The organism is Kribbella pittospori, from assembly GCF_004331465.1.
Lineage (GTDB): Bacteria > Actinomycetota > Actinomycetes > Propionibacteriales > Kribbellaceae > Kribbella > Kribbella pittospori.
On sequence record NZ_SJKB01000025.1, the window covers coordinates 16,070 to 29,473 of the forward strand.

Annotated in this window: 11 protein-coding genes; 8 read left to right on the forward strand and 3 right to left on the reverse strand. The window is 65.9% G+C overall.

The window, feature by feature from the left end; genetic code table 11:
• Nucleotides 1-139: 139 nt before the first annotated feature.
• The 5 genes from E0H73_RS41625 (at nucleotide 140) to E0H73_RS41645 (ending at nucleotide 5,338) form a co-directional block, all read left to right on the forward strand.
• Complete coding sequence (locus E0H73_RS41625) at nucleotides 140-1,072, forward strand: carbohydrate ABC transporter permease (protein ID WP_131366138.1); 933 nt, start codon at nucleotides 140-142, stop codon at nucleotides 1,070-1,072.
• The gene (locus tag E0H73_RS41630) at nucleotides 1,072-1,899 is read left to right on the forward strand and encodes a carbohydrate ABC transporter permease (protein ID WP_131366140.1); all 828 of its coding nucleotides are present in this window, start codon (nucleotides 1,072-1,074) and stop codon (nucleotides 1,897-1,899) included. Before E0H73_RS41625 ends, E0H73_RS41630 begins: the two co-directional genes overlap by 1 nt.
• A 32-nt stretch (nucleotides 1,900-1,931) precedes the next feature.
• Nucleotides 1,932-3,200 (forward strand): ABC transporter substrate-binding protein, encoded by a 1,269-nt coding sequence (locus E0H73_RS41635; protein WP_165556079.1) that lies wholly within the window; start codon nucleotides 1,932-1,934, stop codon nucleotides 3,198-3,200.
• A gap of 33 nt (nucleotides 3,201-3,233) precedes the next feature.
• Nucleotides 3,234-4,262 carry a LacI family DNA-binding transcriptional regulator gene (locus E0H73_RS41640; protein ID WP_131366144.1) on the forward strand — a complete coding sequence of 343 codons (1,029 nt, stop codon included), beginning with the start codon at nucleotides 3,234-3,236 and terminating at the stop codon, nucleotides 4,260-4,262.
• A 62-nt stretch (nucleotides 4,263-4,324) separates the two neighbouring features.
• Complete coding sequence (locus E0H73_RS41645) at nucleotides 4,325-5,338, forward strand: LacI family DNA-binding transcriptional regulator (RefSeq protein ID WP_131366146.1); 1,014 nt, start codon at nucleotides 4,325-4,327, stop codon at nucleotides 5,336-5,338.
• Nucleotides 5,339-5,728: 390 nt separating this feature from the next.
• On the opposite strand, the gene E0H73_RS41650 is transcribed toward E0H73_RS41645, so the two are convergent.
• From E0H73_RS41650 to E0H73_RS41660, 3 genes are all read right to left on the reverse strand, one after another.
• Complete coding sequence (locus tag E0H73_RS41650; protein ID WP_131366147.1) at nucleotides 5,729-6,670, reverse strand: transketolase family protein; 942 nt, start codon at nucleotides 6,668-6,670, stop codon at nucleotides 5,729-5,731.
• Nucleotides 6,667-7,632, reverse strand: a complete 966-nt coding sequence (locus E0H73_RS41655) for a transketolase (RefSeq protein ID WP_238164614.1) — start codon at nucleotides 7,630-7,632, stop codon at nucleotides 6,667-6,669. The genes E0H73_RS41650 and E0H73_RS41655 overlap by 4 nt, the downstream gene beginning before the upstream one ends.
• Before the next feature lie 68 nt (nucleotides 7,633-7,700).
• The gene (locus tag E0H73_RS41660; RefSeq protein WP_131366148.1) at nucleotides 7,701-8,894 is read right to left on the reverse strand and encodes a Gfo/Idh/MocA family protein; all 1,194 of its coding nucleotides are present in this window, start codon (nucleotides 8,892-8,894) and stop codon (nucleotides 7,701-7,703) included.
• Nucleotides 8,895-9,085: 191 nt separating this feature from the next.
• Between E0H73_RS41660 and iolB the strand changes: the two genes are divergently transcribed.
• From iolB to E0H73_RS41675, 3 genes are all read left to right on the forward strand, one after another.
• Complete coding sequence (gene iolB / locus E0H73_RS41665) at nucleotides 9,086-9,934, forward strand: 5-deoxy-glucuronate isomerase (protein WP_165556080.1); 849 nt, start codon at nucleotides 9,086-9,088, stop codon at nucleotides 9,932-9,934.
• Between the two features lie 61 nt (nucleotides 9,935-9,995).
• The gene (iolD, locus tag E0H73_RS41670; protein WP_131366152.1) at nucleotides 9,996-11,870 is read left to right on the forward strand and encodes a 3D-(3,5/4)-trihydroxycyclohexane-1,2-dione acylhydrolase (decyclizing); all 1,875 of its coding nucleotides are present in this window, start codon (nucleotides 9,996-9,998) and stop codon (nucleotides 11,868-11,870) included.
• Complete coding sequence (locus tag E0H73_RS41675) at nucleotides 11,867-13,324, forward strand: NAD-dependent succinate-semialdehyde dehydrogenase (RefSeq protein WP_131366154.1); 1,458 nt, start codon at nucleotides 11,867-11,869, stop codon at nucleotides 13,322-13,324. The genes iolD and E0H73_RS41675 overlap by 4 nt, the downstream gene beginning before the upstream one ends.
• Nucleotides 13,325-13,404 lie beyond the last annotated feature (80 nt).

Below are 13,404 nucleotides of genomic sequence, written 5' to 3' on the forward strand. Positions count from 1 at the left end.
TCCGGTCAAGTATCGGCACCGGCTTTTGCTTCTGTCGTTGAATTAATGCAGATCTGATCTCGAGCATTGACTCCAGCGAGAGGACACCTCTACGCTTCCTGCAATCCAAGATTGTAAAACGTTACAAGTGGAGTTGCTGATGAGCAGTCAGGTGGAATCCGGGGTCGCCGTGTCCGCGGCACCGGCCCGGCCCGCACGGCGGCGCGCAGCACAATTGCCGCCCTGGTGGCTCGCCGTTCCTGCGCTGGTCGTCTACGCATGCGTGGTGCTGTACCCGGTACTGAGTGGGGCGTACCTGGCGTTCACCGACTGGGACGGGCTGAGCTCGAGTCGCGCGTTCACGGGTCTGACGAACGTGAAGACGTTCTTCGGAGACCAGGAGGCGCGCGGCGCGCTTGTCCACCAGCTGACCATCGCGGCGGTCTTCACGACCGTGCAGAACGTGATCGGTCTGGTGCTGGCCGTCGTGCTCGACACCAAGATCAAGTCGCGGTACGTCCTACGGACGCTCTTCTTCGCGCCGGCTGTGATGACGCCGGTGATCATCGCGTTCCTGTGGCAGTACATCTACTCGACAGATGGTGCCCTGAACACTCTCCTCGCCGGCGTCGGGCTGGACGGGCTGCGGCAGAGCTGGCTGGGGAATCCGAAGCTTGCGCTCTGGTCGATCATCGTCGTGATCATCTGGCAGTTCTCCGGCTATGCGATGGTGATCTATCTGGCCGGTCTGCAGGGCATCCCGCGCGAGCTGACCGAGGCGGCCGAGATCGACGGTGCCGGCGCGGCGAGCACGTTCTTCCAGGTCAAGCTCCCGTTGCTGGCGCCGGCTGTCACGATCAATGTCGTGCTGTCGACGATCATGGGTCTGAAGATCTTCGACCAGGTGTACGCGATGACCGGCGGTGGTCCCGGCAGCGCGACCCAGACGCTGACCGGGTACCAGTATCAGCAGGCGTTCACGGTCGGGAAGTTCGGTTACGGCACGATGGTCGCGCTTGTCCTCGCGGCGATCGTCTCGGTGGTCGGGGCAATTCAGTACAAGGTGATTCGGCGGCATGAGGTGGCCGGCTGATGACCGGGCGGTACGGCGCGCGCTCGCTGCTCGTCGAGTTCGTCATGATCGCGGTGGCGCTGGTCTTCGCGTTCCCGCTGTACGTGCTCGTGGTGCTGTCGCTGAAGTCGCCGGAGGAGGCGGCGAATTCGCCGCTGTCGTTGCCGTCGTCCCTCTATCTGCGCAACTACACCGAGGCGTGGGCGCAGGCCGATCTCGCTCCGGCGATCATCAGCAGTGTTGTCATCACGGTCGTGAGTGTCTTCGCGCTGGTGGTGCTCGGCGCGCTGGCGGCGTACACGATCGCTCGCCGCACGAGCCGGCTGTCGGGTGGTGTCTTCGCGTTGTTCCTGGTCGGACTGGTCGTACCGTTCCAGCTCGCGCTGATCCCGCTGTACCAGCTGATCCGGGACGCGGGCCTACTCGGTTCGTACTGGTCGGTGATCCTCTACATGGTCGGCACCGAGTTGCCGCTGACAATCTTCTTGTACGTCGGCTTCCTCCGGGCCACCCCGGTCGACTACGAGGAAGCCGCGATGCTCGACGGGGCATCGCCCGTCCGCGCCTTCTGGTCCGTGGTGTTCCCGCTGATGCGGCCGGTGACCGGAACGGTCATGATCCTGAACGCGATCGGCTGCTGGAACGCGTTCCTGGTGCCGAATCTGTTCCTCAGCGGCACGGATCACCAGACGATCCCGGTCGCCGTGTACTCGTTCGTCGGCGAGTTCGTTTCGCAATGGAATCTCGTCTTCGCCGGTCTCGTGATCGGCATGGCTCCCATTCTCGTCGTCTACCTGCTGCTCCAGCGCCGGATGATCCGGGGTTTCGCGAGCGGACTCAAGGGCTGACGGCGTACCGACATCAAGAGAGGCAAACCCACATGAAAGCCATCCGCGTTGCCGTCATCGCCTCGGCGCTGGCGTCACTCGTCACCGTCGCAGCCTGCGGCTCCTCAGGCAACGGCGGCTCCGCCGACGGTCCGCCGAAGGGCGAGCTGCGGATCGCCGTCCCGACCAGTCAGGGCCCGGCCACCACCGCAGTCGCCGAGGCGTTCGAGAAGAAGTACCCCGATGTCGACGTGAAGGTGTCGACCGCGAACACCGACCAGTACCAGCAGACCACCAGAACACAGCTGGCCTCCGGCACGGCGCCGGATGCGTTCTACGTGTGGTCCGGCAGCGGCAACGTGATGTCGGTCGACACGCTCGCGCCGCAGAGGGTCCTCGCGGATCTGTCCGGAGAAAGCTGGGTGGCCAAGATTCCGAAGGCGCAGGCGTACCTGACGCAACAGGACGGGAAGACGTACATCCTCCCGGTGATCTACGGCGCGATCGGTGCGATCTACAACCAGGCCGCGTTCGACAAGGCCGGCGTGAAGGTCCCGCAGACATGGCCGGAGTTGCTCGCAGCGTGCGACAAGTTCAAGGCGGCCGGGATCGTGCCGATGGCGCTCGGACTGCAAACTCCCGCCAACGGTCAGTTCATCGACTACTCCCTGGTCGCGACCCTCGTGTACGGCAAGACCCCGGACTTCGCTGACCAGATGAAGGACGGCAAGGTCAAGTTCGCCGATTCGGGGTGGAAGGACGCGATGACGAAGTACCTGCAGTTGAAGGATCGCGGCTGCTTCCAGGACAATCCCAACGGCACACCCGCTGACGCCGCGCTGCGCATGGTCAGTACCGGCAAGGCCGCGATGTCGGTCCAGGTCAACTCGTCGCTACCACAGGTCCAGACGGCGGCGCCGGACTCGAAATTCGGTCTGTTCGCCCTGCCGGGATCCGACCAGGCCGACCAGGTCCGGCTTCCGGTCGCGCTGACCGGCACATTCGGGATGTCGGCGAAAGCGAAGAATCCGGCCGCGGCCAAGGCATTCCTGGACTTCCTGGCGGCGAACCAGTCGATCTACGCGGCGAAGGTCAGCACGATTCCGACCGATCCCGCGCAGGTGCCGCAGGAGAAGACGCCGGCGCTGGACACGGTGAGCACGTTCGTGGCCAAGTCGCGAACTGCGCCGTACCCTGACCAGACCTGGCCGAACGCCGAGGTGCAGCAAGCGCATCTCAAGGTAGTGCAAGAACTGTTCGCGGGGACGAAGACGGTGCCGGCCGCCCTCGCGGCGATGCAGTCGGCATTCGACAAGGGCTGAGGCAGAACTCGAGCACAGGGGAGCGCGACAGGAATGGGGAGAGTCGGGATCCGTGAGGTGGCGGCGCACGCCGGCGTGTCCACAGCCAGCGTGTCGAACTACCTCAACCGGCCCGGGCGGGTGGCCGACGCGACGGCACGCAAGATCGGCTCGGCCATCGACGAGCTGGGTTTCGTCCGCAACAATGCCGGTCGGCAACTGCGACTGGGGCAGAGCTCGTTCATCGCGCACATCGTTCCTGATGTCAGCAATCCGTCGCTCGGTCGTGTTGCCGAGGGCATCGAAGAACGGGCCGCCAAGGCTGGGCTGGCCGTGTTCCTCGCCAATACCCGGGACAACGTCGAGAAGGAACTGGCGTACCTGGAATTGTTCGAGGAGCAGGGTGTACGCGGTGTGCTCGTGCTGCCACGCGGCCGCGTCGAGCCGACCCTCGCGGCGATGCGTGAGCGTGGGACGCCGAGCGTGGTGATCGGGCGGCAAGGTGCGACGCCCGATCAGCCGTCGGTGTCGATCGACAACGTCGCGGGCGGCTATCAGGCGGTGAAGCACCTGCTCGACACCGGGCGCCGGCGCATCGCTGTGGTCGGCGGTCCGCTCGCGATCCCGCAGGTCAGCGATCGGCTCGAGGGTGCCGGCCGGGCGATCAAGGAGGTGTCCGGCGCGACGCTCGAGCTGCTGACCGTGGAGCGTCGCGATCTGGCCACTGGTTCCGCGGTTGGAGCCGACCTCGCCCAGCGGTCGCCTGGTCAGTTGCCCGAGGGGATCTTCGCGGTCAACGATCAGCTCGGCGCTGGGATCGAGCAGTCCGCACGCAATCGCGGTCTTCGGATTCCAGATGACCTGGCCATCGTCGGGTACGACGACACCGACCTCGCGCGGACGGCGATGACCCCGCTGACGTCCGCGCGGCCGCCGTACGAGGAATTCGGCCGTGCGGCCGTCGACCTGCTGATCTCCCTGATGGAGAACGGATCCGAAGGTGAGCAGGCTACCCAACTGGTGTTCGCTCCAGACCTCGTCGTTCGCGAATCCACACAACCGGCCACGTACTCTGCAGAATGAACTCGGCGCCGCGAACAGGTCCACAACGCCACGGTGATGGTTGAGCAGAGGGAGTAGCGGGGATGGCGAGAATTGGAATCCGGGAGGTCGCGTCCCTGGCAGGTGTGTCCACCTCGACCGTGTCGAACTACCTGAACCAACCTGATCGGGTAGCGCAGGACGCCTCACGACGGATCAAGGCAGCCATCGACGAGCTCGGCTTCGTCCGGAACAACGCCGGCCGGCAGCTCCGGCTCGGACACAGTTCGATCATTGCGCACATCGTTCCGGATGTGAGCAACCCAGCGCTCGGGCCGGTTGCCGAAGGAATCGAGGAAGGCGCATCGAAGTCCGGGCTCGCGGTGTTCCTGGCCAACACTCGTGGTGACCTGGCCAAGGAGGACGCGTATCTCGAGATGTTCGAAGAACAGGGCGTGCGTGGTGTGATCGTGCTGCCCCGGGGCCGCGTGGAGCCGATGCTGGCGGCCATGCGCGAGCGTGGTACTCCGAGTGTGGTGATGGGCCGACCCGGTGCGAGCGACGATCAACCATCGGTTTCGATCGACAACGTCGCCGGTGGCTACCAAGCGGTGAAGCACCTGCTCGACATCGGGCGACGACGGATCACCTTCGTCGGCGGTCCGCTCGCGATTCGGGCGGTCGGCGATCGGCTCGACGGCGCAAGCACGGCGATCAAGGAAGTTCCCGGCGCCACCCTGGAGTTGGTCACCGTCGAGAGGCGCGATCTCGCGACCGGGGCGGCGGTTGGAGAGCAACTGGCAGGCCGCACGGCAGAGCAGATGCCGGAAGGAATCTTTGCAGTCAACGATCAGTTGGCTGTCGGCATCGAGCAGTCACTCGTCGCACAGGGAGTCGGCATTCCCGACGACGTGGCCCTGGTTGGGTACGACGACAGCGACCTGGCCCAGACCGCCATGGTTCCGGTCACGTCTGCGCATCCCCCTTATGTTGAGCTGGGGCGGGCCGCCGTCGACCTGCTGATCTCCCTGATGGAGGTACCGAGCGATCGTCCCGGGAAGGCCGCACAGATGGTCTTCCCGCCGGACCTGATCGTCCGTGCATCGACAGGAGGCTAGTCGGGTGCGATGTTTGCTCCCTGCAGATGTATTTCGTCTACAGGGCGTCGTCTGAGGGCTCGATGTCGATCATTGAACTCCGCGTCGTCTGGCCGAACTGGAGGGCCTGATTCATTCTGGGCTTGCCGATGACCGAAGGCCCGGACAGTTGGATCCCACCAGCGGCCGGAAGAAGGATCGATCGGACGCCACAGTTGGTGCGGATATCGTTGAGCAACCCGCCGGAGATCCTTGTCGAAGCGACAAGCCTCGAAGTCGCAGGCGCGTTGGTGGCTCAGACTGATCTGGCAAGTCTGCTGATCAGCCTTGGCAGCCGCTATGACGAAGGTTTGAGGCGCCGCGGCCGGCACTCTTTCGGTTGCCGGCGTCGACGGCTTAGTCTTGAACGGATCACGAGACCGCGGCAGCGGCCCGGAGGTTCAGCACGCGTTCACAGATGCGCGCTGCGCTCAGGCCGTGCTTGTCCAGCATGAAGTCGTTGTCTGCCGACTCTCCCCAGACGTCGCTGACACCGATCGTGTCGATGCGCGGAGCAGGGCCGGCTGAGGTCAACACTTCCGCTACCAAGCTACCCAGGCCGCCGTGCACCGAATGCTCCTCGGCCGTGACCACGAGGTCGAAGCCGCTCAGAGCCGCACGCAGCGCCTCAGCGTTCAACGGCTTGATCGAGGGCACGTGCACGACTGTCGCGTGGACATCCTCGGCAGCCAGGGATTCTGCAGCGGCCAGGACGCGGGTGCTCTGCGGGCCCGTGGAAACCAGTGCCAGGTCGTCTCCGGTCCCCAGGATACGGATGGCACCGGGCTTGAAGGCGTAGCTGGCGTCGAAGAGGTCCGGCACCGCGTCGCGAACCAGGCGGAGATAGACCGGCCCTTTCACATCCTGGGCCCAGTCCATCATGGCCAGGAGTTCGTGCTGGTCGGCTGGCGCGAGGACGACCATGTTCGGCATGGCCCGCATGATGGCGACGTCCTGGATGTCGAGGTGGGTCTTGCCCACGGCGCCGATCAGGAGCCCGGAGTACGAGCCGGCGATCTTGACGTTGGCATGACTCTGGGCCACGAGCATGCGGATCGGGTCCAGTGCTCGATGGGTCAGGAACACGGTGAACGAGGAGGTCCACGGCACGTACCCGACAGCTGCGAGGCCCGCAGCGGTCCCGATCATGTTCTGCTCAGCGATACCGATCTGGAAGAAGCGGTCCGGGTGGGCCTTGGCGAACTTGTCGGCCTTGGTCGAGTTCGCCAGGTCGCCGTCGAGGACGACGGTTCGCCGGTCGCGATCACCGAGCTGCACGAGCTTCTCGCCCCACGCGTCACGCATGGCCTTCATACCTGGCTCCCTTGCTCAGTGGTCCGGCTTGCGAACGCGCTCACGTGCGCATAGGCGTCGAGCAGGTCGATCTCGTCGGGTTCCAGCTCTTGCCGGGCCTTTTCGAAGTCCTCCGGCGACGGGACGATGCTGTGCCAGGTGTGCGCCCCTTCTGCCAGGGACAGACCCTTGCCCTTCACGGTGTGCGCGATCAGCACCGTAGGGCGTCCGTTGAAGTCACCTGCGCGTGCCAGCCGGTAGGCGTTGCGGATCTGGTCGAAGTCGTGCCCGTTCAGCTCGATCACGCGCCAGCCGAAGGCCTGGAACACGGCCGAGAGGTCGACTCCGAACCAGGGGTCGCGCCGATCCCCGCGGTCGGTGCCGGTGGTTTCGCTGGTGGACGGCAACCCGAACTGCTGCAAGCCGTTCCGATCGACGATGGCGGTGAGGTTGGTCAGCTTGTAGCGTGCGGCCAGCTGGACGGATTCCCAGACCATGCCCTCCTGGATCTCGCCGTCTCCCAGCATCACCCAGGTGTGGAAGTGCTTCTCTGCCAGCTGCGCCCCCAAGGCCATGCCCACCCCCACGGACAACCCCTGGCCGAGAGATCCGGTCGAGCTGTCCAGACCGGGCAGCCGGGTGACGTCCGGGTGTCCCTGCAGTCGCGAATCGCTCCGGTCGAAGGTCGACAGCTCGGACACGGGGAGGAAGCCGCGCAGGGCCAGGACCGAGTAGAGCCCAATAGCGGCGTGCCCTTTGGACAGGATGAATCGGTCGCGTTCTGGCCACGCGGGGTCCTCGACCCGGATGTTCAGCTCGGTGAAGTACAGGCTGACGAGCAGGTCCATCATCGACAGGGGGCCGCCGATGTGGCCGGCCTTGGCTCCGGTGACTGCCTTGATCACCTCCCAGCGCGCTTGCCGGGCGAGCGATGCGAGATCGAGTTCCTTGGTTGTGGCGTTGTCGGGTGTCACGTCGTTCACCAGTCCTCCGGGATGCAGAGCATGCTGTCATCGATCACTAAATGGTCAGGATGTCCGGGCAATGAGAATCACGAACTCTTCTCCACGTCCACCCATCGGCGCTGCGCCACCGACCGCTCGACCGCCTCGAGCACTTCCGAGACGAGCCAGCCCTCCTTGAAATCGCCGTCCGGGCAACGGTCGTCGGCGATTGCACTGAGCCACTCATGGACTTCGATCGTCTTGAGTTCGTGCAGGCCGATCGGCACACCCGGGAACGGCCAGAAGGCGCCGTAATCCCCGTGGGCGGGCCCAAGTTCGATCTGGCGGTAGCCCTTGTGTTCGGCCGCGTCGTCGTCCAGGTACAGGCGAAGCGTGTGGATGTCCTGCTGGACGAACTGCAACGAGCCCTTGCTTCCGATCAACTCGATGCTCAGGTGGTACGGCCGCCCGGTCGCTGTACGCGATGCCTCGATGTGTCCGCTGGCGCCACTGGCGAACTCCATCAGGAACGTGGTCGCGTCATCGTTCTCGACCTCGCGCCGCGGGGCGCCCAGATCGGCGTCGCTGCCATAGCCGAAAGCGCCGGTCGCAGCAGGCCGGGTTCTGATGAACGTACGGCTGAGTCCGCACACCGAGGAGATCGGGCCGGCCAGGGCGCGCGCGAGAGCCACGACATGGGCTCCCAAGTCGCCGAGAGCACCGCTTCCGGCCAGCTTGCGGTCGAAGCGCCAGGCGAACGGCACGTCCGCATCGCTGCACGCGTCCAGCACGAAGCGCCCCTGCAAGGTCCAGATGTTGCCCAGGGCGCCGGTTCCGACGAGCCGGCGTGCCTCTGCGATTGCCGGGTTGCGCAAATAGTTGAAGCCGACGAGCGTCTTGACGCCGACGGCTTCGGCCGCCTCGTACATCTCTCGTGCGTCGGCTGCTGTGACGGCGAGTGGTTTCTCGCAGTACACGTGCTTGCCTGCCGCTATGGCCGCCAGGGCGATCTCCTTGTGCAGCCAGTTGGGCGTCACGATGTCCACCACGTCGACCTCCGGGGCGGCAATCGCCTCGCGCCAGTCCGCCGTCCATCTGCCGTAGCCGAGGGACTCCGCTCCGGATCGGGCCAGGTTCTCCTTCGCATCGGCCAGGACGGCGAAATGGGGCCGGTACGGCGATGAGCCGTACATGCCCTCCACGTTGCGATAGCCCATGGTGTGCGACTTGGCCATGAGGCCGCTGCCGATCATCGCCACACCCAGGCGGGGGGTTTCGGACCTGACGTTGTGAAGGGTCATCGATGACTCCTGGGATCCGGCGACCGCCGGTGCGGGAAGGTGGCGGACGATGTCCACAAACAAGTTTCTATCACACAGTGGACAAGTCGTCCATCAAGAGATAGATTCCGAGCAATTCGGAGAGCGGCGCCGCCAACGAGTCGGCGCCTGAGCAGAGATCCGTCCCGGCGACGACCACGGAGGTCCCGTACGTGAGCAAGCCACAGATTCTGACCCGCGGCTGGAGCCGGATCGAGCCGTCCGACGCCGACTGGGAATACATCTCGTTCGCCGTGCACGAGCTGGGCTCGGGCCAGACCCTGACGCTCGCTGCCGGGCCGCAGGAACGAGCTCTGATCCCTCTGGGCGGAACGGCCCACGCCGAGTCCGGTTCTGAGCAGTGGACCTTCGGTGGCCGGTCGTCAGTCTTCGACGGGCTCGGTTGGTGCCTCTATGTCCCGATGGGCGACGAGGTCAGGGTCACTGCCGTCACCGATGTCGAGATCGCGGTTGCCGAGGCTCCGGCCACGCAGAAGTTCGCCCCTGTCCTTGTCACCCCGGACGACGTGAGCATCGAGCTGCGCGGTGGCGGGAACGCATCGCGCCAGGTCGGCAGCCTCATGCTGCCTGACTTCCCTGCGGACCGTCTCCATGTCGTCGAGGTCTGGACCCCGGGCGGCAACTGGTCGAGCTTCCCTCCGCACAAGCACGAGCAGGACCGTGAGGGCGAGGCCCAGCTCGAGGAGACCTACTACTACCGGCTGAAGGACCCCGAGAACGGGTGGGCGCTGCAGCGTGTCTACAGCCCGGAACGCGACTTCGAGCTGTCGGAGCCGGTCCGCGACGGTGACCTGCTGCTCATCCCGTGGGGATACCACACCACCGTCGCCGCACATGGGCAGGACCTGTACTACCTGAACGTCCTGGCCGGGCCGGCGCCGCGGCGGACCCTGCAGGCATTCGAGGATCCCTGCCTGGCGCCGGCGCGAGAACAGTGGCCGGGCGCCGGTCTGGACGCCCGCCTGCCGTTCGTCCCCCGGCACCCGTCCCAGCCCAGCTGACCGAGCGGTCTGCACCGGACCGTCGCACTGATCCGACTGCCTTCAACGTGGAGGAACAACCGTGTCTCACCAAGAGTCCACTGTGCGCCTGACCGTCGGCCAAGCACTGATCCGGTTCCTCACCGCTCAGCAAGTCGAACGGGACGGCCAGACCCAGCAGTTCTTCGGCGGCGCCATCGGCATCTTCGGTCACGGCAACGTCGCCGGAGTCGGCCAAGCCCTTCTCCAGTACCGCAAGGACTTTCGTCTGTATCAGGCCCGCAACGAGCAGGGCATGGTCCACATGGCCACCGGCTACGCCAAGATGCGCAACCGGCTGGGGGCCTTGGCCTGCACCAGCTCCATCGGTCCCGGCGCCACCAACATGATCACCGGTGCCGCAACGGCCACCGTCAACCGCCTGCCGGTCCTGTGCCTGCCCAGCGACATCTTCGCCAGCCGTCGCACGGGTGCCGTGCTGCAGCAGCTGGAATCCACGTTCTCGCAGGACTACTCGGCCAATGACGCCTTCAAGGCGGTGTCGAAATACTGGGATCGGATCAACCGGCCCGACCAGTTGCCGGTCGCCCTGCTGGAGGCTATGCGGACTCTGACCAGCCCCGTCGAGACCGGCGCAGTCACACTCGCCTTGCCGCAGGACGTCCAAGCCGAGGCGTGGGATTTCCCCGCCCGCCTGTTCCGCGAGCGAATCTGGCACGTGGCGCGCCCCCGCGCAGACCGTGCCGCCCTGGCTCGCGCGGCGAAGATCATCTCCTCCGCCTCACGCCCCGTGATCATCGCCGGCGGCGGCGTAATCTACTCCGACGCTACGGCCGACCTCGCCGCGTTCGCATCTACGACCGGAATCCCGGTGGGCGTGACTCAGGCCGGTAAGGCGAGCCTTCCGTACGACCACCCCCAGATGGTCAACGCCCTCGGAGCGAGCGGGTCGGTCTTTGCCAACTCCCTGGCGAACCGGGCCGACGTCATCATCGGCATCGGCACCCGCTATACGGACTTCACGACGGCCTCGAACACCCTGTTCACCAACCCGGACGTCACGTTCGTCAACCTCAATGTCACCGAGCTCGACGCCCTCAAAGAGTCGGCGGTCGCTGTCGTCGGCGACGCCAGGGAATCACTCACCGAGCTGGGCGAGCTCCTGCGTGGTTATACCGTCGAGCCCGCCTACCGCGCGGGGGCCGAGAAGGCCGCCGACGACTGGCGAGCCGAGGTGGACCGGATCATCGAAGTTCAGGACGGCCCGACCCTGTCCCAGGCCGAGGCCATCGGCCTGGTCAACGCCGCCGCCGGCCCGCGCGATGTCGTGGTCAACGCCGCCGGATCCATGCCCGGGGACCTGCACAGGCTGTGGCGCCCCGGAAGCGTCAAGGGCTACGACCTCGAGTACGGCAACTCGTGCATGGGCTACGAGGTCGCCGGCGCGCTCGGGGCGAAGATGGGCGACCCCACCCGTCAGGTGTTCTGCCTGATCGGCGACGGCACCTACCTGATGGCCAGCCAGGAGATCATGACGGCTGTCCAGGAAGGTCTGAAGATCACCGTGGTTCTGGTTGACAACCACGGATACGGATCCATCGCGGCACTCTCGGAAACCCGCGGCTCACAAGGCTTCGCGACCCGGTTCAACTACCGCGGCGACGACGGGCAGTACTCCGAGGAGCGCATCGAGATCGACCTCCCCGCGAATGCGGGCAGCTACGGGGCTGACGTGTTCCGCGCCGGCACGGCCGCCGAGCTGAAACAAGCGCTGGAGGACGCGGCGACCAGCAGGAACACCGCAGTCGTCTACGTCAAGGTCGACTCCCAGGGCCGGTTCGGTGGTTCCGGGGCGTGGTGGGATGTCCCGGTCCCACAAATCTCTCAATTGGCCAGCACGGTGCAGGCGCGCAAGGAGTACGAGGAGCAGCTGGCTGAACAAAGGCTCTACCTGTGAGCGCGGCACACGCTGTCGCAGCTGCGGTCCCAGCGCAGCTGTACATCGCAGGGCGCTGGCAGGACGCCTCCGACAGAGCCACCTTCGACGTGATCGACCCAGCCTCGGGCGAGTCACTCGCCACAGTGGCCAGCGGAACGGTCAAGGACGCCCTGTCGTGCGTCGACGCGGCTGGCGGCGCCGGTGTGCTGTGGGCAGCCACATCACCGCGCGAACGGGCGGAGATCCTGCGCCGCGTCTATGAGTCGATGATCGACCAGGCCGACGAACTGGCGCTGCTGATCACGGCGGAGAACGGAAAGGCGCTGGCAGACGCGCGCGGCGAGGTCCTGTACTCCGCCGATTTCTTCCGCTGGTACGCAGAGGAGGCCGTTCGGCTCCGAGGTGAGATCCAGACCGCCCCCGGAGGCGCCAACAAGATCATGGTCCTGCGGCAGCCCGTCGGGGTCGCACTGCTGGTCACACCATGGAACTTCCCAGCAGCGATGGCGGCGCGGAAGATCGCCCCCGCCTTGGCCGCAGGGTGCACTGTGATCCTCAAGCCCGCGACCGAGACACCTCTGACGGCATTGCGACTCGCCGCGATCATGCACGACGCCGGAGTGCCTGCAGGAGTGGTGAACGTCCTGCCCTCGCTCGACTCGCCGGCCGTCGTGTCGGCGATGCTGGCCGACGAGCGAGTACACAAACTGTCGTTCACCGGCTCGACGCAGGTCGGACGGGCGCTGCTCAACCTCGCCAACGAGCACATCGTCAACTGCTCGATGGAGCTCGGCGGCAATGCCCCCTTCGTCGTCTTCGAGGACGCCGACCTGGACGCCGCGGTCGAAGGCGCCGTCGTCGCGAAGATGCGCAACGGCGGCGAGGCCTGCACAGCGGCCAACCGGTTCTACATCGCGGACAGCATCGCCGAGAAGTTCGCGCAAAGGCTCACCGCGGCGATGAGTTCGATGACGATGGGCCCAGGGGATCACGACGGCGTGGACCTCGGCCCGATGGTCAACGCCAAGACGCGGGACAAGGTCGCGGCCCTGGTCGACGAGGCGGTCACATCCGGCGCAACCTTGCACACGGGCGGAAAGGTTCCGGCAGGCCCGGGATTCTTCTACCCGCCCACCGTGCTCAGCAACGTCGCAGCCACCGCGGACATCCTGCAGACCGAGATCTTCGGGCCGGTCGCCCCGATCGTCGCCTTCTCCACCGAGAACGAGGCGATCGACCTCGCCAACAGCACCGAGTACGGGCTGGTGTCCTACGTCTACACCCGCGATCTCGCGCGTGGCCTGCGCGTCAGCGAGCTCATCCAAGCCGGGATGGTCGGGATCAACCGCGGTCTCGTGTCCGATCCGGCTGCTCCGTTCGGCGGAGTCAAGGAAAGCGGGTTGGGCCGCGAAGGCGGCCTGGAAGGAATTCTCGCCTTCACCGAAAGCAAGTACATCGCCGTGGACTGGTGACCGCGACGCGCAAGCGTCTTGCTCGAAGCACAACAACATCCAGGACACCGCCGGCCGACGCTGCGGTGAACGTTCGAAAG

Bases quoted from the DNA above. Each gene is read 5' to 3' on its own strand.
- E0H73_RS41660 (WP_131366148.1), bottom strand. From the start codon at position 8,894: ATGACCCTTCACAACGTCAGGTCCGAAACCCCCCGCCTGGGTGTGGCG.
- E0H73_RS41640 (WP_131366144.1), top strand. From the start codon at position 3,234: ATGGGGAGAGTCGGGATCCGTGAGGTGGCGGCGCACGCCGGCGTGTCC.
- E0H73_RS41630 (WP_131366140.1), top strand. From the start codon at position 1,072: ATGACCGGGCGGTACGGCGCGCGCTCGCTGCTCGTCGAGTTCGTCATG.
- E0H73_RS41650 (WP_131366147.1), bottom strand. From the start codon at position 6,670: ATGAAGGCCATGCGTGACGCGTGGGGCGAGAAGCTCGTGCAGCTCGGT.
- E0H73_RS41645 (WP_131366146.1), top strand. From the start codon at position 4,325: ATGGCGAGAATTGGAATCCGGGAGGTCGCGTCCCTGGCAGGTGTGTCC.
- E0H73_RS41625 (WP_131366138.1), top strand. From the start codon at position 140: ATGAGCAGTCAGGTGGAATCCGGGGTCGCCGTGTCCGCGGCACCGGCC.
- E0H73_RS41635 (WP_165556079.1), top strand. From the start codon at position 1,932: ATGAAAGCCATCCGCGTTGCCGTCATCGCCTCGGCGCTGGCGTCACTC.